Raw genomic sequence first — 20,225 nt, forward strand, 5'->3', positions numbered from 1 at the left:
TTAGCTACCTTTAATCTATAATCTTCTTCAGATTGTGGACCTTCCATCCTTGAGATAAAGGGGAGGAGTTTTAATGATTAAATGCCACTTTAAAAACTTTCCGCACGTTCAATAGTAAATAATCGCGAAGCAGGATGCGCTCCTTTTGTTATCAAGTCTTTGATAATGTTTGCTCCTAGCATGCTATAGACTGTTCCATTTCCACCAAAGCCTAAACAATAATATTCACCAAGACGGTTTGGATGTTCCCCGATATACGGCAAACCATCGTGTGATTCACCGAATGTTGCGCACCAGGCATGCGACAGTTTAGGGGAGAGGTCAGGGAAGTGCTCTTTGACTTTTTCAAGGATGCGCTCCCCTCGTTTCTCAATTATCCCCTCATTTAACGGTGCTTCTGCTTTATCTTCATCCAAGCCCCCGGCAAGGATTCTTCCGTCCCTTGTCGTTCTCATGTAAAGATAAGGGCGTTTCGTTTCCCAGATCATCAACTCTTTGTACCACGTTCTTAAGGAAGGTACCGGTTCGGTTACGATGGCATACGAACGGTTCAGATCTGCTCCCATCCGAGCAGCCAGAAAGTCATTTTCATAGCCGGTCGCAAAAATGATGTAACGCGCTGAAACGGTGCCTTTTTCAGATTCGCATGTAAACCCATGAACGGTTTTGGTTTTGTGGAGAAGCGGCGTGTTCTCGAAGATTCTAACTCCTGCTGCTGCAGCGTCTTTTAACAATATCTGAACACATTTATATGGATTCACATCTGCATCCCCGCTTGTTACGAGAGCAGCGGGTTTGGAGAAAGGAAACCTTGAAGAGATATCTGATGGGTTTAAATATTCAACAGGAAAATCATACTTCTTTAATTCCTCATATTCACGCTCAAGCTTTGAGACGTCTTCCTTTGAGCTCGCAAAATACAGGCTTTTTTGCGGCCGGAATTCCGGATCTTCCGAGAGTTCTGACGCGACCTTGCTTAAATCTATCATCGCAGACTGACAAAGCTTGAAAAAGTAAACCGCATCCTGCTCCCCTTTTTGTTCCATCAGTTCGTGAAGCATCTTGTCACTGGAGAACTGCAGTAGTCCTGTATTCGCAGAGGAACTGCCGGAACCGGGTTGCCTTCTATCGATCAATGCAACATCTAAATCTGTCTCTTTGCTCAATACATGCGCACACAAAGCGCCAGCCATCCCTCCGCCGATGATCAATACATCGCACGAGATGTCTTTTTCTAGTTCTGGAAATTGATTGATATCTGTATAGGTTTCAGGCCAATATAGCTGACCATTGTGTAAATTCATAAGTACTCCTCCTCGTCTTCCATATATTCCCCTGAAGCTTGTGGGAGAAACGCATGAAAAGAAATATTTATCGAAGGCAATGAAGCAACGGGACAGTTACCTAATGCGTGCATGATAGTCTTCAAGTTTGCTAAACTCTTTCCATTTCTTTGAAGTTTTATTCGTGCGTGTTGTCGATACTTTTTCACAGAGTTGGCAACGGGCGATACAAAAGGGACAATGGACCTGTCCCCAAAATCATTCCTGCGTCAGGTCCCTCGTCCCGCCATATAAAGTAGAAAATATTACAATCATGTGATTACATCCTGCAATTTGACCAAAAAATTGTTATCCCCCTGTAACCCCTCTATTATCTCGCTGTCATCTCCACCTGTTAGTATGGGACAGGTCAGATTATGAGGAATAGGGGATGATTGTTTGAAAAGATTAGTAGCAGGATTAGCATTAGCGGGTGTTGTGGCGTTCAATCCGGTGACAGGTCATGCAGCTTTAGGGGATCAGACGCTCAAACCTGGGATGAGGCATTCAGATGTACAGGAATTACAGCAACTATTAGATGAAAAGGGTTATTTCGGCTATAGTGAAACAACTACATATTATGGAGAATATACAACAGATGCCGTGAAGAAGTTTCAGAAGGCTGAAGGAATCGCGGTAAATGGAATCGCTGGAGAGGAAACACTCGAAGCATTGGGTGTCGAATATAATGGTTCAAATATCGTTGAAGTGGCGAAGAAATATGAGGGTACCCCTTATCAGTGGGGTGGAGAGACACCGGAAGAAGGCTTCGACTGCAGCGGATACTTGAACTATATTTTTGATGAAGCAGAAAACAAAGACCTTCCTCGTACGGTAAAAGAGATTCATAGTGAAGGGACAAAAGTAGAGTCACCCTCTGTCGGGGACATCGTATTCTTTGATGTGGAAGGAAACGGACCAAGCCATGCCGGTCTTTATATCGGTAATAACGAGTTCATCCACGCATCGTCAACAGATGGCGTAAAAGTAAGTGAAATTGGGAGCACTTATTGGAAGGATAAGTATATTGGGGCGAAAAGTTACTGATGGGTTTTCTTATTATCTTTATTTCTAGAAGAAGAAGGGGGCCAGCCCCCTTCTTCTTCTTTTTTTAGGATGCATATCTTCACAATGCCACCTGCAGTCAGACCAATCATGTCCATATTGGAAAATAAGTCTTTAAGTATGTTAATAGATCGTCTCATCCCGATATAATGAAAGAGTATACGTGCGGGTTCTCTTTTTGGGACAACGGACCTGTCCCCCTAAAGAGAAACGTAGAGAACAGGAAGCAAAATTACAATAACCGTCAGCAATATACTCGTAATTTTTTTCCGGAGTTTATAAGAAGGGTCGTTTTGGATTAGTAATAAAAAGCCTACAAATACAACGATTATTAGAGGTGAAGTAAAAAATTCAGTTTGAAATCTACTTTCGTACGTTAACCTTATTCATACAATTTCAAGTATTGCTATTAACATTAGAGCAATATATTGAACTCTCTGTTTTAGCATTTAAACACCTCATCTCAATACTGTATCTATAGATAAATTATATTGAATTTCTTTGGATTCGCACTGTTTATTTCCCTTTTTTTCCAGAACAATTGAGGCGGTGGGACAGTTTTTTGATTCTTTAAAGATAAGAGACGAAGTAGTCTTATCAGAGAGTAGCCTTAGCAGAACTCTATGATAAACGATCTAACTGAAATAAGAATTATCCCAATTTTTCTATCGCACATAAGCTTCTTATCATTCCATTCTCTTTATAATTGGAATATGCTGACCTAGAGCAGGCACTCAGTGTTTCTTCTTAGAACTCTTTATAATCTATAAAAAAAGGAACGTTTAACCCGATTGTATCTCTTTTGTTTATGTCCTTATCACAGACTCCTGATATAGTAAAAGCAGCGAAGTCCTCTAAAGCTTTTAACTGATGCTCTGCAACATGCCCGAGTCCCACTATCCCAATTTTCAATTTACTCAAGCTTACACCTCAAATCTTATAGGTACTTATTCTCATTATATGTATATTAGCTTTTAACTGAGAAATCCCTTCATTTAAAATGAAAGCAAGTGGACAAAGGAAAGAGTATTAGAGACTGTTACTTTAAAGCAAAAATTTGTCGAATGAGCTACCCCTTCGTCCCTCAATAAAAAAACCCACCACCATTAAGGTAATAGGCAACTTATTACTAGTTTCATCTAAAAGATTACAACTACTAGAATGTATCATCTCTTCCATGTTTGGTACCAACAGCAGCCGCGGTATTTATCACTTGCTGTCAACGTGTAGTTGTTAGAGGACATCAAGCTAATTTTTGGTCAAACCATATTGCAAGTTCTATTGAAATCTCTAAAATTCGTTTTGCATCCTCAACAGCACTGTGTAATTCATGTACAGCCTTATTTCCAATAATTCTTATTTCATGGAGGTTTACTAAATAATCCTCAGTGATAATTCCTTTTTGTCCTAAAAGACGAAGTCTTGCTTCCTGGGACGTAATGCCTTGTAAATTAATATTTTCTTTATCACATATTATTTTAGTTAATTGTTCTCCAAACATTCTAAACCTAATTAATGACAGATTAGTATCATTGAAAATATTTTCTTCGGCATTTTTTGCTAAATAGTATAAATGATTCCACTTATCACTTAGAAATATGAATGAATCCTTTTTAGTATTTTTTGCACCAGATGATCTAGTAGTTTGCTTTGCAACTGTTGGTCTTACTGAAGCATCTTTTACTTTCGATTTTAATTTTAAACTTTTATTTTCCTGGATTAAAGCTTTACTGTGGCTTTGATCTCTTTCTTTTTTTAACGAGATTTTCTTACCATCTGTTATTATCTCAAGCCTTCTTCCATCTGTTGTTATAGCGATATATAAATCATTTGTTGTTGTGGTTAATACATATTTTGTTTCTGTGTTAAGCCTGTTTTTTACATAATTCTCTATAAATGATTCAATAGAGGCATTTAGAATATGGCTTTTGGTTACTTCATTTCTGAATGCGGGACTTTTATTGCTTAAATCTTGATTTTGACTTCTTTTTGTTTCCTTTTTTAATGAGATTGTCTTACCATCAGTTATTATCTCTAGCCTTCTTCCATCTGTTGTTACAGCGATATATAAATCATTCGTTGTTGTGGTTAATACATACTTTGTTTGTGTGTTAAGCCTGTTTTTTACATAATTCTGTATGTATGTTTCTATTGATGCATTTAGAATATGGCTTTTGGTTACTTCATTTCTGATTGTGGGACTTTTATTGCTTATATCTTTATTTTGACTTCGCTTTGTTTCCTTTTTTAATGAGATCGTCTTACCATCCGTAATTACCTCAAGCCTTCTTCCATCTGTTGTTACAGCGACATATAAATCATTCGTTGTTGTAGTTAATACATATTTTGTTTGTGTGTTAAGCATATTTTTTACATAATTCTCTATGTACGATTCAATTGAGGCATTTAGAATATGGCTTTTGGTTGATTCATCTCTAATTTGGGGACTTTTAATGCTTACATCTTGATTACGACTTTGCTTTGTTTCCTTTTTTAATGAGATTGTATTACCATCAGTTATTACTTCAAGCCTTCTTCCATCTGTTGTTACAACGGTATATAAATCATTCGTTGTTGTGGTTAAAATATATTTTGTTTGTGTGTTAAACCTGTTTTTTACATAATTCTCAATATATGATTCAATTGATGTATTTTGTTGTTTATCGAGTATGTTTTCTTGATAACCAAAAATCTTTTTGAAAAATCCCATACTTACTATTTCCTTTCAGGTTTTTGAGGTGAATTGTCCCTTTTATTTTACTGTATATTAGTTCAACCATACATAACTAAATTCTTTACTATCGCGGATTTCACTGATAATGCCAATGAAAAAAAGATTCTTTCTATGGGTGTTATCCCGTTTTCTAATCGTATCTTGCTCTTTTAGCTTTGGATCACTGAAATCAAAAGAAAACCAACCCTCTTAAACGACAAAATCGGGGAGTATTGTAACCAGAACTTTCTTATACTTCCGCCATAAAAAAATCCTTATTTTTGTTATCTTTCCAATATATAATAGTGTGATAGAATAAGAGAAAAAACGCTTTCCAAATGGAGGAATTGACATGAAAAAGAAAACAAAGATTATTTCTACAACAATTGGTGCATTGTTACTAGGATTGGGCATTATGAGCTCGGATGCATTTGCGGAAGGTAAACAAAAGTTAGCTCACTTAGTTATGGAACATGAACAAAAGATAGCAGCATTAGAAGAAGCTTTCCAGAGTCTAAGCCCTAGTTCTGAAAATGAAGAAATACCTCAAGAAACACTAGATGCCTTATTTAGCGAAGTGGAAATTACTTTGTTTCAATTTGATGATTATTGGGATGAAGAAATCGGCGATAACGCAAAAATTAACATAACCGAGTATAAAGTCATTGATTCAAATGGAGAAGCAATTGTGCAAGTATTCATGGAAGGAAATTATGGGTGGAAACAAGATGATAATGGAATGTTTGAACCTGGGCGTGTTCTTGCTTATAACTTTATTAATAATTTCCATCCATTTGCTGAAATCTATGGTGTAGAAGTAAAGTATGAGTTCTATCAAAATGGTGAACGTGTAGGTGCTGAACTACTTAAGCCCTAGTCAAGAATTAGAAGAGGGGCATTAGGTTAAAGGGGAAATAAATAAAACAGCAGGCTTTGCGCGGAACATATACCGCGTGGAGCCTGCTGTTTATCTTTGGAAGCATTAAAAAACGCACCTATTAATTTCTTAAAGGATATTTAATGTAAATAAAATTATAGAAAATATAATATGTATATACAATCGCTAGTATACAAAAAATAAGAACACCATTTAGTTGACGCAGATCAGCAATAAATACAAATAAAGTACAAATACCGGTCATAATGTTTACTATATTTGCAACATTATACTTTGAATCAATAATCTGTCTAAATCTATAAATACCTTTATATGCGAACTTTTCTAATAGATAAGATCCAATGAGTAGTAGTAGCGCTATACTTAGAGAAGTACCTATATAAACATATGGGTTATTACTAAAATCATATGACATGAAAATTAAAGTAACTAGAAAAGAAGTTAAAATACTGTTTAGTTCCTTGATGAAATAAACCGAATAATCATAAAGATTAAGTCTTAAGTCTGCTTCTTTATTGGCTTCACTATCTTCTAATCGCGCTTGAAAGTAATTGTTGGTCACGTAAAACAATACTAAGAAGCTTGCAATAAATACTGCACCAACCCAAATAGAAGCAGTAGTTTTCTCATTAATATTAAAACTCACTGCTGATATAAAACAAACTAGATAAACCAATAACATTATTGAAGTCATATTTCGTTCTATTTTCTTGTCTGATCTTGTCTCGTTATCTATCATTTAAATCACATCCGAAATCTAGTATTAATATTTATAAATCAAATCTATAACTTTCAGAATGTCTTTCCAAAAGTACAGATTAAATTAATAACTGTCATTTATATATTTATACGATTAAAGCAAAATTTCCTTTAGGTACATTTAAGATTTGTAGTTGATTACTATATGAGTTACTAAAGTTAAGATCACTAAAAAAGTTGTGATACTGTGCAGCCCATACATACTTGTCATAAACTCTTTGATCACCTTGAAAACGAGTTAAATTTTCTTCGATAATTGCTTTGTGTTTTTGTAAAATGGTAAATGCGAATTGATAATCATGCGGTTCTCTATCGCCCATCACCGTCTCTAGATAGTTGATAAAATAGTTTCCGTCAACATTGTCTTTCAGTAAATCTCTAGCTTGAGGTGCCCATTCTGGTTGAGCATAATAATCTATATGCATATGAACCATTTTCCTGGTTTCGTCACTTAATATGATTCTGGGAGTAATGGCTTGAATACTCTCAAGGTGATGTGCTTCCAAGAGCGCAGGACCATAGGCAAATTCGTCATCGGCATAATATTCCCCAACGCTGACAGCTCCCCTTACAAAGAACCCATCGAGTGTTAAAGACAACTGATATGCTGCAAAATCTAGAAATATCCCACCAAGTTGACTCTCTCCATCTTCATATATGGGATGACCAATTACGATGTTGTCAGTAAATGTTTTAAGGATACCTACATATGCTTCGCGAGGTCTCAGTGAGTTGATTCCATCAGTGAGCGTTTTATGTAGACGTTTAAGAAGGTCATTTCCGGTTCCTACCTGGAAAGACTCTTTAACTAAGTGTGAAAAACCTAAAATATCCACGAAGCAAACTGCTGAGTGTATAGTTGTTGGATTGTTTTTATCATAAGTTAGCATATATGTACTCCTTCAGTATTCATTTTATAGAATCAGCGTAGTGGTTCTCAATACGATCTTAACTCATGAGGAAAATCAATCCTCATAGCCTATAATATGATAGCCGTTTCCTCTGTATTTAAATCCTCCTTGTGCATATGTGTGGATGAAGTTACAGGTACATTTCTGCCTTTTGGTACAAAATAAATTCCCCTTTTTTTAGTGTTTGTATTTTGTTGTTTAGGGAGTTGCTTAATATAGATTCGTCCCCTCAATGATAGCCAAGAATATATCTTATACATTTATATCGACAGAATAAGGAAATTTTTAACTATTTTGCAGTAAGATTGTATTACTGTATTGGTACTTTTCGTAGAGCCTTTATTAAGGGGCGTCCCATCTAAAAAGCAAGTAGTAACATAGCTGGATTGTTTGCGAGGGTGTCAAACTTCACCTTTGCAAATCTCTTCATTTTGTGGACGCAATGGGAGCACTCCGTGGGGTTCAAATTCTTATTCTTCTCCATTTGCAAGACTAATGATTTCTTGAAGTAAGTTAATAATTTCTTCATTTGATATTTTGATAGTACTTAAATGTGGATTACGAATAACAAGTATTAATGTATTAAAGTTATCAGAAGACTTATAGCGCCAGTAGCTACTTCTACCTGGTGCCCTTTCTATTAGTGGAGAATAGGGAATTTCATCTGTTTGAAAAATAGTTCTTTGAATTAATTCTTTCGTAATTGTTTCAATCGGAAAATCAATCGCTAGCTTAATGCCACTGTTCTGTTTAAATAAGTACCCTATTTTTTTAGGACTCTCATTGTATTGGGGCTTTAAACTGCTATCCCAAGGAACATTATTTATGCTTGCAATCAGTAGTCTGTTATCTTTGAATCCATTTTCTATTACTCTGCAATCTTCAATTCCTTGGAAAATCTCTTTCCACCGATCAAACTCTTTCTCTACCTGATGTGTCATCGAAGTAACATTTTCGTTCTTTAATTGTTTCATTTTAACCTCCTGCATTTATGTATTTTATTTTCTGACCCCCATCTCCCAGCAATAGAGTGATTCCTGCCTGGTCACACATGGATTGTTTTGTAGTACGATATATCTTTTTAAATAGGTTGAAGGAGCTTCCATCGCCATTCCGTGTGTACATTCCACATTCTTAACATTAGTGCCCCCCAGATAGCTTGATCAATAATCTTTTCCTCTCCAGCTAAATATATAAGATTGTTCTTGCTAATCTAACAACCTAAATCTGGACACGGTTGCTCCAACCTTGTTACACATTTACATTGGTAAGTATCTTTTTATGCTCGAGCGTTATCGAGTTTGTTTTACTTTGCGTCGATATTTCTTGTTAATATCGTTTGACCAATGAGGATAAAATATTATACCGAAGTAAGAAAAAGAATGAAAAAAGAAGCTCAACACGAAGAAAAGAAGAAAAAGCTTCCAAAATACTGCAAACCCCCAAAAATCAAAACCAACCCTTTCAATTGACAAAATTCACAGAGTCACTGTGACCTAATAAAAGCAGCAGTCTTTGACTGAGATATACGCCACTCAAAGACTGCTATTTTACCTTTTAGCAACAGGGTCCCCGGTATTACCCATTCATATCAATAATGATGGCATCATCATCAACAATAGGCTTGCTTCTTTTAGATTCATCAATAAATAACTTCCTTGCAACATTTCCTATTGTATTAGTAGATACTGCATCCACAGTACCACCAATTACTCCCCCTGCAATGGGTACCATTTTTCCTAAATTGATGATTCCTTTTTCTCCAAACTTAGTTAAAAGGCGAAAACCCACGGCTTGATTGATTTTTTTAATAACTTCTCCTGGAATCTTTTTTATGCCACTAATTGCTAACTTCTTCCCTATTTGTATACCGGAATTCTTTAGGACATCTTTCGCTCCGTTACCGGCTAGACAAGCATAAACAAAAGTTTTGACTTCATCAGACTTAAGATCTTGACCACCCATATGTGCAATTGCTGCCACCATTCGTATTTGTACTAATATTACACTTGTAATGTTTGCCGGTATTGCTACAGGCATAACGATTAGTCCTCCTAGTCCAGATAAAAAACCACTTGTAGCACTCTTGGTGTTTTGCCATCTGATTAGGCTGTTGGCGTTTTCTACCAGTGTTCCGTTCTTGCTTAAATAACTTTCAGCTAACTCAATAGCATTATCCATACCAGGTATACCACCATATACTGCTTTATCGTAAGACCAGTCTAGGGCTTTCATAATCGCATCGTGGGTTAATGATTTCTTTTTTTCTCTCATTTCAATTCCTCACTTTTAAGTAATTAACCTTTATTATTAATATACTTTAATGTTTAGCTAAAAGGATAACCTTTTCCATTAGATTGATAATATTGTATATTAGTACCTATTCTAGGTGCGTTGTAAAAGTAGATCGTTAAAATCATGTTGAAAAGTCTATGGAGCTGGATGATTCCATAACTAGAAAAGCGACTTCATTCTTCTTCGGCAATTAAAAATTCGCGTCAGTGAATACACAAAAATACAGAAAAGGCATAACTAGATGGAACACTAGTTATGCTTTTCTCGCACAAACCTTCCGATTGACCCCTGTAAAAACCGTCCCCGATTATGATGCTTCACCCCTAAATACAAAACCAAACCTTTTAATCTACAAAATTCGGTGAGTCACTGTGACCAGAACTAACGTTTACACTTCCCTGATGCTTTTTGGCAGAGGGTCAAACAATCGTATGGCTGTAGTCACCCCCCCGACACCCATTATCTTCAATCTTAGGGCAAAAGCAACGTCAAATATAGATGAAATAAAATTCAGAATATTTTGAATCAGGAAGCAGAGAACCGTTCCCGTGCTTCCCACATCGTCACTATATTTACCAATGAATAAAAAAGCCCTACAGAATTAATAAAAAGCCAAAATATGCTTTTGAGTGAAAAAAATGCATACTCTGGCTTCATTGAGATTTTAGATTGTTTAACTAACGCACTCCATTAGTTCCTTATTTATGTCTTTGGTTTAAACTTATTTGGGTTCATTGAGATTTGAGCCCCGATAATCCCATGCACCTTTTTTATATACTTATATGAGTTTTCCCACTCTTTGAATGTGTCATTGAGCGGATCTGTAAAATCTTCTGTATCCTTATCCACATAGTCTACCCATTCTAAAGGTATTACGGCCTGTTTCCTAAAAGAACTCTCAATTTCTTTTAATGATTTTGTATAGTAACAGAGCTTTTCTTGGATCGTTTCGTCAGGTCCTTCCTTTGTGACGTTCTTGCCCAAAACTTCTGTAACCTTTACGAGCGCATGTCCATAGTTCGGAAGTGTACCTTCAAGCCAGTATTCAAGTTCGGAAATCAATCTTGTGGACTGGTTTACATCGTTCTCAAATGTACGGAAAATCTCAGACCGCGATACTTTGAGCTCTAAAAATTCCACATACTTCCCTAATAGATTTATTCTTTCGGTTTCCTCGTCGAAGGCACTTTTGCTTTTGTTTAAGCTGATTTGCAAATCTTGTACTTCACGAATCGCCACGTTGAGATTGCTGCTAAGTTCCCTTACTGTTTCCATTTTCGTTATTGCTTCGTTTTTGAGCTGCTTCATCTCATCGAGCCGTTTCTCTACCTCCTCCACCTTAGACGAAAAAGCCCTTCTGGAAACCCAAACGAATATACCACCGAATAATGTAAGTACAGCAACAATAACCGCAAGCAATGACAATAGTGCACTAATATTTCCTTCAAGCATTGCGATTCTAGATTTTTGAGTATCTATTAGTTGCTGGATGATTTCTTCTTTCGTGAGGGTGTTCCCTTGCTGTTGAACCATTACCTGCAGTTCATCTTTTGTGACCATGTCCATCTTGAGTTTTTCCAAACTACTTTGTAATTGATCGTTAGTAACAAAATTGGGTTCCGTTGCTGCCTTGACGTTTAACCCCGCAGGAATAATGCCAAATAAAATACAAAATACCAGTATCTTAAGATTCAATGTTTTTTTCATGTGATCTCCTAGTTTCAATCTAATCTAAAATTTAAGTGCATCAAGGTAGAGATAAGCTGCAGCGAACAGCCCAGCCCAGCCCCATTCTTAACCTCATTAAATATTACCACAAGTTGGATAAACTGAGGAAAAGAATTTACTTCAGGATTACTGCTTCGTTACTTCAATTAGCGAAGGAGCTTCCTCATTCAATGGTAAGAACTATGTCAATTGTGGTAAATTTCAATGGCTGTAATCAAAGTGCCATTAACTACATTTCTATACTGCCATAAACAGTGTAAAAAGCAAACGAGCAAAAAGTGTAAAATTAAACTTGACGTCTACAGGACCATTCCCACCCACTTATACTGCACCCTTTAAGAAGATGTGATAAGTACCCTTACTATTATTAAAATAAAGTGAAGTTGCATTAGGTCAAAATAAAAAGCAGCCTTTAGCAGGTCACATAACGCCTAAAGGCTGCTTGCTTAGCTATGGATGCGGAATCGTTTCCACGAGCTGGAGGCTTCCTGGAACATTTACGGATAAATAATATTATATTCAGAATAATTTGTATTCAGAAGCAGAGAACCGTCCCCGTGCTTCCAGTGCTTGAACTAATCGTTCTTTGACTGACTTCTTCAAAGTGAAGTTCCAAAATCTTACGGTAATTAACCATAAAAAAGCCTCCTGTATAATAATGTCATGCTTGCTGGCATGCAAGATAATTATACAGGAGGCCTTTCTCTATTCTATTTATAGTGGCAATGCATTCCGCAAAGGGTGGCTCTTTTCTCCGCAATGACTGGCTCAAAACTCTGCATAAGTGGCTCATTTCAACTGCAATAATCAACTGTGATATGACATCATAAAAGTGGTCAAAAAGGACTCTACTAAATAGTTATCCGGAGAATCCTATGAATAACATCATTTTCTTTATTCGAAAAACCTCAGGGTGTCACTGTTACAAGACTTATTTACTTTTTACAAGATATTGGAGACTAAATAAAATATATACAAAAGAGCACATAAAAACAATGAATAAGAGTAGAATATTATGAATCCATAATATCAAACTAACAATCAGAATATAAATTCCTAAGATGATGTATACTCTAATGGTATGATTGAATCTATTTTCATATACCCCTAAGAATAACGAATAAAAGTATGCAATACTAAAAAGCGTAATTATTGATGAAAAGAAAAGATGGAATTCCTTCAATACTGGTAACATAGCAATGAAAATTAGTATCACTAAACCTATAAAAGAAAAAAAAGTGAATACTACAGGGGTAAATATTCTCTCAAATAAGAAAATCCTCGTCAAGAGCCTCCCAGATAGTTTATTTTTATCATAATGTGGAAAATGCGACTCTATATTTTCACGCAGATAAATTATTTTCTCTCTAAGTGCAACTATACTCTCATCCATAGATAAATTCTTATCAACATTTTTTTCGATTTCGATAAAATGCTCTTTATCTAGATAGCGAATTGAATCCATTAAACATTCCTTCATTTTTTCATTAGTCAAATCCCCATCTCTAAATTTTATACATGATTTATATAGAGTATTATAGTTAATCAACATATTTTCATAATCTAGTAATGTTTGATTTTGATGGGCTATCATGTTGTTTGAAACTTGTTTATATAACCACAGAATAGAAGCTGAAATTATTATAATAATTAATAAATATCCTGGCGTTAATCCCATTTCTTCTAAATAACTTAAGACTGCATCTAACATAAAGACATCCCCTTTTATCTTTTTATTCATTGTTATTAAGGTAATTTAAGTTCAAAGTTCAAGCTTTTCTATTCTTTGGGGTTTGATAGGTTTAATTTTGGTTTTGAGTCCTAAGTTCTTATCACAATAATTGGTCCTATATCGCTAAATAATCATTACATTAATATCTGAATTGCGATAAACATTGCGGTTTTCTAATACTTTATATGAGTTTCAATTAATGGAGTTCGAGCGGGTCGTAGGGACTTGCACTTAAAGCCAGGTCACATATACTTTGAATAGTTGAGCCATGAGAGGCTCGAAACTCCGCACTGCTGACTTTTTTCTTCCGGAATACTCAGTACTGGTGAAAAAAGAAAAATACTTTAGCACTTTATTGTAGAAATGGTTCGTTTGTCCTATTCCTTCGACCACTCGACAAACCTCGGGGAGTCACCGTGACTAGATCTAAAGAAATGATACAGCAATCCCATTAGGGATAGCACTTCTATCTTTGTTTGTCATCTTTTCACCCTTTTCAATCCGAATCCATTATGCGAATTAATTCTTGCCCTAATTTTACTTTTGGTATTCGATACATTGACCATTGATTTATGTTTGTATGAGTATTAGCAGAGATTCCAAGAAAATTTGGAGAGTCACTATGACCAGAACAAGCATAGTAACTGCACCGTCCCTATACCCTACCTGTCTGCGCTATATACTTTCCATTTTTTATCTTCTTTTACCAATGTAAAGTAAGCGGTCCGTATTTACCCATTCTTGAATACAAGTTTTGCGGATACCTGCGCTTTATCTCCCTTGACTTCTTCTGTTAATATTTCATACTCATACAATTCAGTTACACTGTCTGAAGTAAAATATGTCGTTAAATTCATACTGTCATGAGGACTTACTATAGCATTTTGAGAGCCCAGCTCAGTAACTGCGGTTTCGTGTTCCGACTCACTGGAGTATTCTAAAAACTTCTCGGCCACCTCCTGCGCAGAGTCTTCCCGGGCAGGGTTAATAAATACGAAAAACAAAACTAATAAAATCGGAACACCGAAAAGGATGAACTTCCTTCTTTTTTCACCCTTCAATATACTCATATTTGGTGCAAGAAAATGCCTTGCTGTATATTCGGTATTCTCTTTTGCATAAGTGGGAAATACCTCCCCACATTCATTGCAAAACTTATTCTTAGACTCCTGCCTTTTTGTACCGCAATTTGAACAAAAGCTTAAATGCATTTTCACAACCTACTTTCCTCTCGATCAAGATAATGTGATGTTGCTGCGAGTTTCAATAAATGGTTTAAAGCTACTTCGATTTTTATGGGGAATGAATCGCATAAAGGTTGGGCAATTAGAGATGACCGTCCTTTGTACATAGACGGTTAAATACATCCACCCATGTGATATTTCTCGTATAAAACTTTCCCAGGTTGCCGCTGAAGCTTCCATAAAAAAGTTAAATAAGTCAAGTCACCTTGTACACTTCCCTCAAGAAACCTCTCTCCTGTTCTGTACAAAGTGAAGTACAGATTGAAGTGGTAGGCGGAATTCAAGCAATACACATCTCTTCTAATCCAATAGTTTCAGAGACTATTATACCATATTGCGAAATTATGGAAATTTATTTAAGAGAGGATACTCCCAGACTAAAAAATTGAAACATTTCAATATCCTTCCAAAAGGTGGCGTGTTGGTGGTGTTTCAGTTATTTTTCGACATTGATAATTGGTTAAATAAGGGGGTTGGACCAATTTGAATGAGGAAGAGAAGGATGCCATCAATGCAGCTTTTGGTAGGGCACTGAAACGAAAACGGAGAATTGAATTGGATCTTGGCCAGAAAAAAATTGAAGAGATTGCTAATCTAGGGCATAAGACGATAACTAAGCTGGAACAAGGTGAAAGAGGTCCTAGCTTCCTGACATTATTCAAATTACGTGTTCTGGCAGGAATCAGTATTGATGAGCTTATAGAAGAAGCAGTGGAGGAATTGAAGGAGTCAGGGCTGGATCTTACATATATATTAGAAAAGGAGTAACTCTCCTCTTCCTACCCCACTTCCCAGACAATAGGAAACTCCCAGAAGGTAACACAACAGATGAAAAAAGCTGTTGTCCATTCCTTCTTCTGTGAGCAGAATATATCAGGAAGTCAATATGAGCGCTAATATTCCCAGATGCAAAAAAACGAAAAAACTGAAGATTAACAAATCTCACCCATCATTGAAAACACCTTTAGAATTCTCAGCTACCAGATACAGCAAAGCTAGAAAATTCCCAAAGGAGTGTTACGTTCCATGTCCATCTACAGTACCATTTTATGTCCAGTCTGCAGAGTACAATTCATCGAAGAAGACCTAGTATTCATAGACAGCATCTACTCCATCTTCCATATAAACTGCCGAAAAAAATACATCACCCCGATCCTCGCATCCGGCACCTTTAAGGAGATGTGTGATAAGCATCCTTACTATTATAAGGAAGAAGTGAAGTTGCATTAGGGCACAGAATAAAAGCAGGCTTTGAGCGGTTACCTACCGTTTAAAACCTGCTTTCTTAATTATGGTTGGGAATCGTCAACTCGTTTTCCTTGAATATTTTCAACTGATATTTGTGTTGGTTAATGTTCCTGTTAACTTTAGTGCAACCTCAATCGCCTCCAGTGGCTCTTACACATGCAATCGACAAAATTCGGGGAGTCACTGTGACCAGAACTTGTTTCTTATAATTTAAACAAATAGATTTACATTCTCATTTTTTAAAAGCGATTTGTCAATTTCAAAAGTAGTGTTTAAGAAAGTACTTTCAATTTCATCCCTTGATTCTTTGCTCATTCCATCCCATTTAGTTGGGGAAAAAGCAAAATTTTCTATGTAAGCTAAGATGATATTGGATATAATTATTTTTTGTTCCTCTATATTACTATTCACAATTTGTTCGGCAAATCTCCTGTATCTTCTATTATTTCTAGCAAAATGACTTAATAGTACATAAGTCTTGCCGTTTTGAGGAAATACAGTTATAAATAATGGGGCTAACATAGTTTCCCAATCACTTAATTCATTTATAATATTATTATTTAGGTCCCTCTCAATATAAGTGGTTGATGATACAGCCAGATGATATTCTTCTTCAAACTCCAAAGTATGAGTAACAATATTATTAAATTCACCAGCATTTAACCAGTTATTTGCCCATCCCTTAAATCGTTCAAACCGTTGCTCAGCATCTTCATTCCCTACTAAGTTTGTACTAAACAATTCTTGCATGAAAAATTTGTGCTCTTCACTCGGTATATTATCCCCCGTAAAACGTTTGTTTATCTCTTCATATCTTTCTTCTCTAAGTAATGTCAACATGTGCCTATAAATGTTTCCAACTGACTTCTTAGAATGATACTCTTTAGCGAGTGCTCTATAGGCAAAAAGGAAATCCTGCTCTTTATTTCCTTTCTCGTAATCAAAATTCTCTATTGGATTAAATATTGTGGTATCATGATGTCCACAAAAACCTGTAAATGTAGTGGCTCCTTTTCTCCCTTTGGGCTTCATTTTCGAATGTAATGCCATTTCATCATTTACATCGTGGTCAAACATAAGAACCATTCCATCTTGTGATATAGCATTTAATATTTTGTTGTTTTGTACAGAATGTGCTTTTATTATTCGGTTAGAACAATCCTTATCCTCATGAAAGCATTCCTTTACTAAAACCTTATTTTTTATTGTATTAAAACTTGAAAAAAAATCTCTTTTTATTTGCTCGATTTCTGATACCAAAATTTTCACTTCCAAGCCTGGATAGATATATTTTTTAAACCTTGCCATTCTACTATTGGTCACACAACTTTCTTCTGTTCCTGCTCTTGCCACTTTACGATTTTGTTTTGTACCCAATTCAAATCATGGCAGATCATCTTGTAATCATCTGCCTGTTTTAAAGCATCTTTTGTATAACCCGAGGTCGTAATAAACCTTGAAAGCACACACTTATGATTGCGTTTTGCTGAGTTCAGTTCTCTTATTTTTTCTACAGTAATTTGATTCCCAGAACTTATGTAGTGTTTAATTTGAATAGCTTCTGCTTTATGATGTCGATTGTAAATAATTAAATCTACACCACCGTCGGCTCCCTCTCCCGTTTCCCTTGGCTTATATCCTCTGGCTTTAAAATACAGAAAGCACAATCGCTCAAATTCACGCCAGGACAAGTCTTCTAATCTTGAAGCTATTATATCTTTATCTTCCCGTAACCGATTAGGTGAGCTACTAATATTTCCCTTTTTCTTGAAGTGCTGTTTACTTGCACTGCTCTTCTTAGTTTTTTTACCTGGAAGACTTGAATATATTACTGCTTCAATAATTGGTGTAGCTAGTATTATCCCAAAAAATACGTAAATATTATTACTAATAAATACCATCCAATATAAAAATAATCCGGTTAATAGAAATAATACAGCAATCCCATTAGAAATAGCTTTTCTATCTTTTTTTGTCATCTTTTCACCCTTTTCAATCAGCATCCATTATCCGAAGTAATTCTTGTCCTAGTTTTTCTTTTGGGATTCGATACCTAGACCATTGATTTGTATCTGTAAGAGGATTAGCAGAAAACCTGTAAAAAGATTTATAATTTTCGCCGCTCTTTTTTAGGTATGCCAATTTCTCGAACTCAACTGATGGGATAAGCCATACACACTCGACTTCAAAGTTCATTTCATTAAAGTAAATAAAAATAATATAAAATGAAGTGTGACTTTTGAAAGTAGCACAACCTACGTTTTGGATAAACTGTTTCCCCTTGTTTAATTTGAATCTACTTTTCACTTGTATAAAAATAGGTTTAAAATCACCCTTTTTATTAATAATTAGATCGATGCCATCATCATCTGACTTTGGAGTATAACAAGTCAACTGTCCAAACGAGCCTAAAGTAATTAACTCTACAACTCTACTTTCTGTGACATCGCCTTTTTGTTTAGAGGATATCTTTTGTTCTACATCCATTTGAAGCCCCCTATTTATTCTTGAACGCTTAGTTCTATCTTTTTGTTTAATTCTGCTTTTAAGGTTTTTGCATATAGTTCAAGGAAGTCCTTTATTGGATACTTAACGATTTTGTCATTCTGATTAAAAGAAACCCCTGCACTTTTCATATAACCAATGATCATCTGTAACGAAACGGTAAGTGTATTACCTGATTGATTTTCGTTTATCCACTTCAATACCACTTTTCGCCAATACTTCGTATCTCCATCGATGTAGAGCTCTCCAGAAATAGGTTGAGACAACAGCAATTCTCTAACCTTTTCTTTTTTCTTTTTATCTATTTTATCCTCTGTATTTTCATAGCTAGTTACAGTAGGAGTTTGTTGATAGGTATAATTGCTAAATTGAGCTTGTCTTTTTGTTCTATAATTCCAACCGTCTGGATGAACCTCAATTGGCCTTAGTGCTGCTCTTCTTGCAATTTCTTGCATTTCCCTTTCCATTTGTTCGTCTTCCATCTCTTGGACTCTCTGCCTTTTTTTCAGCCTTTCCGCTTCCTCAGCCCTTTATCTAGCTCTTCGCTTTTCTTCCTCTTGTTTAACTCGCTCTTCCTCAGCTCTAATTCTTTCCTGTTCCTCTATTAACTTTTGTTGTTCTATTTCAAATTGTTTTTTCTGTTCCGTTAATTCCTTTAAGAATTCATTCCTTTTATCATCCTCGTTCTCTTTTGAGAGCACAAAATGATTTTGATCAGCATTCATTGATAACGCTCGTGCCAGAGGTACTTCAGAAGATGATAATTTATAAAAAGTTATATTCCGATCATGTTGTGATATTGGAATGAAGCGAAAAATTGTACATAGACGGTTAAATACATCTACATATGCGATATTTCTAGCATTAAACTCTCTCATGGTTGCCCCTGTAGCTTTCATAAAAAAGTTTAATAAGTCACCTTGCACATTTCCCTCAAGAAACTTATCCCACAAATCATCTTCATGAGTTTTACTAGTTACATAGGTTTCAGCCGTAAGGAGGGTGCCTTTATTCGTCTCTTCTAAAAAAGAAAGCCAACTATAATCCACGAATGAAAAAGGCTTAAAACCTTCTTCTTTATAGATTTTCATACGTTTAGATAAATGACGGGCATAGCTACCAGAGGTTAACCCTTGATCAATTGCAGTAAAATAATCAATCGCCCATCGTTCCTCAGAGTTAGGAAATTTAATGATAAAATCCGGGATAAACGAGAGCTTCTTTTTGTAATGGTACCCTCTCTCAATCTCAACATCGTAAGGCTTCAGCTCACCTTGTAATATCTCTCTAAAAATGGTAAGACCAATTTCTTTTTTTGATTTATCCTCAAGCTTAGAAACATGCTTATCATAAGTCCTCGAGTTTTCATAGTAAGAACATTCACTCTCATCATTGTGGCGAAAATAAAAAGGTCTTCCTTCATCTTTGGTTAAATTCATATTTACTGATTTGTTGCAACATAAACAGGTAAATGCACTCTTCTTTGAAAAAACACGATAATTATCTTCAAACCACCGTTTGACTTCAGAACGTGTTAATTTTTGCTGTTCGAGCTCTCTTCTTTTCTGTTCAATGTGAAAAACAGAATTATGTAGGTAGGCGGAATTCAAGTAATACACATCCCTTCTAATCCAATAAATTCTGAGACTATTATACCATATTGTGAAATTATGGAAATGAGTTTAAGGGAATCAGTCGTTCTTCTACTATTTTTATTTAAATAATTGAAAAAGAATATCTTTAATTGGTGGCTATCCTATTACTGGTTTCCAGTGAAAGAGATAACAACTTCGTGGTGTCACTTT

19 protein-coding genes are annotated in these 20,225 nt (G+C 35.6%); 4 read left to right on the plus strand and 15 right to left on the minus strand.

Translation table 11 applies throughout. The features are described 5' to 3' along the window. Positions 1–89 precede the first annotated feature (89 nt). Entirely contained in the window at positions 90–1,304 is a 1,215-nt protein-coding gene (locus ACQCT5_RS06775) for an NAD(P)/FAD-dependent oxidoreductase (protein WP_499640285.1), read from the minus strand. A gap of 417 nt (positions 1,305–1,721) precedes the next feature. Here ACQCT5_RS06775 and ACQCT5_RS06780 point away from each other — a divergent pair, with 417 nt between their 5' ends. After that, on the plus strand, positions 1,722–2,369 hold the full coding sequence (locus ACQCT5_RS06780; protein WP_499640287.1) for a C40 family peptidase: 648 nt from the start codon (positions 1,722–1,724) through the stop codon (positions 2,367–2,369). Positions 2,370–3,134: 765 nt separating this feature from the next. Here the strand turns inward: ACQCT5_RS06780 and ACQCT5_RS06785 are convergent. Beyond that, positions 3,135–3,308 carry a hypothetical protein gene (locus ACQCT5_RS06785; protein ID WP_499640289.1) on the minus strand — a complete coding sequence of 58 codons (174 nt, stop codon included), beginning with the start codon at positions 3,306–3,308 and terminating at the stop codon, positions 3,135–3,137. A 322-nt stretch (positions 3,309–3,630) separates the two neighbouring features. Then, a complete protein-coding gene (locus ACQCT5_RS06790) occupies positions 3,631–5,097 on the minus strand; it encodes a hypothetical protein (protein ID WP_499640291.1) in 1,467 nt (488 codons plus the stop codon). Positions 5,098–5,452: 355 nt separating this feature from the next. On the opposite strand from ACQCT5_RS06790, the gene ACQCT5_RS06795 reads away from it, so the two are divergent. After that, positions 5,453–5,977, plus strand: coding sequence for a hypothetical protein (locus ACQCT5_RS06795; RefSeq protein WP_499640293.1), 525 nt, complete (start codon positions 5,453–5,455; stop codon positions 5,975–5,977). A 121-nt stretch (positions 5,978–6,098) separates the two neighbouring features. Here the strand turns inward: ACQCT5_RS06795 and ACQCT5_RS06800 are convergent, their stop codons facing one another. The 7 genes from ACQCT5_RS06800 to ACQCT5_RS06830 form a co-directional block, all read right to left on the minus strand. Beyond that, positions 6,099–6,737 (minus strand): hypothetical protein, encoded by a 639-nt coding sequence (locus ACQCT5_RS06800; RefSeq protein ID WP_499640295.1) that lies wholly within the window; start codon positions 6,735–6,737, stop codon positions 6,099–6,101. A 106-nt stretch (positions 6,738–6,843) separates the two neighbouring features. Further along, complete coding sequence (locus ACQCT5_RS06805; protein WP_499640297.1) at positions 6,844–7,647, minus strand: hypothetical protein; 804 nt, start codon at positions 7,645–7,647, stop codon at positions 6,844–6,846. Positions 7,648–8,138: 491 nt separating this feature from the next. After that, positions 8,139–8,642: a hypothetical protein gene (locus tag ACQCT5_RS06810; protein WP_499640299.1), complete on the minus strand. Its 504-nt coding sequence runs from the start codon at positions 8,640–8,642 to the stop codon at positions 8,139–8,141. A 604-nt stretch (positions 8,643–9,246) separates the two neighbouring features. Next, positions 9,247–9,942, minus strand: coding sequence for an EcsC family protein (locus ACQCT5_RS06815; RefSeq protein ID WP_499640301.1), 696 nt, complete (start codon positions 9,940–9,942; stop codon positions 9,247–9,249). A gap of 723 nt (positions 9,943–10,665) precedes the next feature. Further along, complete coding sequence (locus ACQCT5_RS06820; protein WP_499640303.1) at positions 10,666–11,670, minus strand: hypothetical protein; 1,005 nt, start codon at positions 11,668–11,670, stop codon at positions 10,666–10,668. A gap of 952 nt (positions 11,671–12,622) precedes the next feature. Next, positions 12,623–13,402, minus strand: a complete 780-nt coding sequence (locus ACQCT5_RS06825) for a hypothetical protein (protein ID WP_499640305.1) — start codon at positions 13,400–13,402, stop codon at positions 12,623–12,625. Positions 13,403–14,154: 752 nt separating this feature from the next. Beyond that, positions 14,155–14,640, minus strand: a complete 486-nt coding sequence (locus tag ACQCT5_RS06830) for a hypothetical protein (protein ID WP_499640307.1) — start codon at positions 14,638–14,640, stop codon at positions 14,155–14,157. Between the two features lie 510 nt (positions 14,641–15,150). On the opposite strand from ACQCT5_RS06830, the gene ACQCT5_RS06835 reads away from it, so the two are divergent. Continuing rightward, the gene (locus ACQCT5_RS06835; RefSeq protein ID WP_499640309.1) at positions 15,151–15,435 is read left to right on the plus strand and encodes a helix-turn-helix domain-containing protein; all 285 of its coding nucleotides are present in this window, start codon (positions 15,151–15,153) and stop codon (positions 15,433–15,435) included. A 258-nt stretch (positions 15,436–15,693) separates the two neighbouring features. Beyond that, the gene (locus tag ACQCT5_RS06840; protein WP_499640311.1) at positions 15,694–15,897 is read left to right on the plus strand and encodes a hypothetical protein; all 204 of its coding nucleotides are present in this window, start codon (positions 15,694–15,696) and stop codon (positions 15,895–15,897) included. A gap of 228 nt (positions 15,898–16,125) precedes the next feature. Here ACQCT5_RS06840 and ACQCT5_RS06845 read toward each other — a convergent pair whose 3' ends face one another. Genes ACQCT5_RS06845 through ACQCT5_RS06865 form a run of 5 tightly spaced genes read right to left on the minus strand, consistent with a single transcriptional unit; the run spans position 16,126 to position 20,030 of the window. Continuing rightward, positions 16,126–17,292, minus strand: a complete 1,167-nt coding sequence (locus tag ACQCT5_RS06845; RefSeq protein ID WP_499640313.1) for a hypothetical protein — start codon at positions 17,290–17,292, stop codon at positions 16,126–16,128. Beyond that, entirely contained in the window at positions 17,235–17,894 is a 660-nt protein-coding gene (locus ACQCT5_RS06850) for a restriction endonuclease (protein ID WP_499640314.1), read from the minus strand. Before ACQCT5_RS06850 ends, ACQCT5_RS06845 begins: the two co-directional genes overlap by 58 nt. 13 nt (positions 17,895–17,907) lie before the next feature. Continuing rightward, positions 17,908–18,402, minus strand: coding sequence for a PDDEXK-like family protein (locus ACQCT5_RS06855; protein ID WP_499640316.1), 495 nt, complete (start codon positions 18,400–18,402; stop codon positions 17,908–17,910). 14 nt (positions 18,403–18,416) lie between these two features. Continuing rightward, complete coding sequence (locus ACQCT5_RS06860) at positions 18,417–18,902, minus strand: hypothetical protein (protein WP_499640318.1); 486 nt, start codon at positions 18,900–18,902, stop codon at positions 18,417–18,419. A gap of 48 nt (positions 18,903–18,950) precedes the next feature. Further along, positions 18,951–20,030 carry a hypothetical protein gene (locus ACQCT5_RS06865; protein ID WP_499640320.1) on the minus strand — a complete coding sequence of 360 codons (1,080 nt, stop codon included), beginning with the start codon at positions 20,028–20,030 and terminating at the stop codon, positions 18,951–18,953. Positions 20,031–20,225: the final 195 nt, after the last annotated feature.

The sequence above is a fragment of the Sutcliffiella halmapala genome (assembly GCF_050107295.1).
GTDB classification, from domain to species: domain Bacteria; phylum Bacillota; class Bacilli; order Bacillales; family Bacillaceae_I; genus Sutcliffiella_A; species Sutcliffiella_A halmapala_A.